1 protein-coding gene is annotated in these 1,517 nt (G+C 64.7%); it reads right to left on the bottom strand.

All coding sequences use genetic code 11. The features are described 5' to 3' along the window. Positions 1–34: 34 nt before the first annotated feature. A complete protein-coding gene (locus tag AC0YKC_RS33915) occupies positions 35–1,297 on the bottom strand; it encodes an IS4 family transposase (RefSeq protein ID WP_488514232.1) in 1,263 nt (420 codons plus the stop codon). Positions 1,298–1,517: the final 220 nt, after the last annotated feature.

The raw sequence follows: 1,517 nt of genomic DNA, 5'->3' as shown, positions 1-1,517 counted from the left end.
GGGCTAGCGTGCGCACACATTTGCGTTGTGCGGGTTAGTTGGGATTTGCAAGAGCGAAGCCCTCGGCGATGGCATGGAAACGTTTGAGGCCGTTGCTGAAGGTGACCGGGCCTGGCGGCCGCTCTTTGGCGTAGCCGTTCCATCCTCCGAGCCGGGCAATACACCAGGCGGCCCAGGCGAGTGTGTGCACGGGGTGCGGGTTCTTCTGCTTTTGGGTCTTGCCTTCGAGCCTGGCGACGAGTGTTTCCAGAACAGTGATCTCGATGGAGCTGAAGAGACGGGCGGCCTTGAAGGCCTGGCCGGCTGCGCCGCGCCCGTGCACGAGTTGCATGACCCTGGTGGCGACGATCAAGGCGGCGGCGGCCAGGCGCTCGAGCGCGTCGCCATCGGCGATAAGACTTTCCTCCAGATCGATGGCTTGCGACTTCATGGTTCTAAACAGCTGTTCGACGCTCCAGCGCGAGCGATAGAGATCGACGATGCGACAGGCGTCCGCGAGTGTTTCGACGCTGTGGGTGGTCAACAGCCGCCAGATCACCGCTTCCTTCGGCGAAGGTGGCGCGATCTCGCGCACTTCCACCATGCGGAGCGTGAGTTCGCGAGGATCGCGGCTATCGGCACCAAGGCGCGGCTGGCGCAAGCTCACGGCGGCGAAGCGAACGGCCAACTCGACGCTGCGTGCCGGCCGGCCGGGACGTGCCTGCAGCTCGAAGGCAATGCGGCCGGCTTCCGGCGTCTTGGCGATCGCGCCGAACAGGCGCTCCTGTCCGCCCAAGGCCCGATCCCGTACAGCGCGGATGAGTACATGGGTGCGTTCATCGGGCAGCCTTGCAAAGACTTCGTAGATGTCGGCCTCGCGGTCGCCGATTACGGTGGCCAGCGGCGTGTCGGTCAGCGCCTGGCGCGCCGCCTGGGCTGCGGCAATCCATTTGTAGCTTTCCTTGTCTTCGATCGGCAGTGCCTGATAGTCATCCGCCTTGCGTCCCTGACGCCGCCAGATCGTGGCAGCCGCAAGGCCAAGAACCGAGCCGTCCGCAGCATCGACGGCCAGCGCCGGATGCACGAACAGCCCGACATCCTTGCCATTGCCGACGCGGCCGAGGCCCCGCTTGCGCAAGCTCTTGGCCGCGTAGTTGATCTCGCTGCTGTCCTCGATGAGCAAGACATGGCGGCCGGCCGCCGCTTCGGCCGTTCGCGCCGCCGCCGTGCGGATGATCTCTTGCTTGCTCACGTGCCGGTTGCGAAACAGGCGCGTGAACGCAACCTTCTCAGCGCGCGTGTCGGCCAGCCGGCGCATGCCCGCGCTGACGCGCGCAAACATGCGCTCCAGAACCATGCTCCCCTTTTTTGCAGGCGCAGGTCGCCGAAGTATCCAAGCAGCAAGGCCATCGTCGAAACCTCCAGAATCAACAATGGCAGCTACAGAATCACACGCGATTCCAGCCCTTCAAGCCCCTTTCGCAGGCCACCTTCCCGCTTGACACCCACAAGACGCAAATGTGTGCGCACGCTAGCCC

This window comes from Mesorhizobium sp. CNPSo 4661, from assembly GCF_057784215.1.
The sequence above is the reverse complement of the archived record's forward strand: the minus strand, read 5'-3'. Positions and strand labels throughout refer to the sequence as shown.

What these genes read in the sequence shown, in the direction of transcription:
- AC0YKC_RS33915 (WP_488514232.1), bottom strand. Translation starts at nt 1,297, where the DNA reads ATGCGCCGGCTGGCCGACACGCGCGCTGAGAAGGTTGCGTTCACGCGC.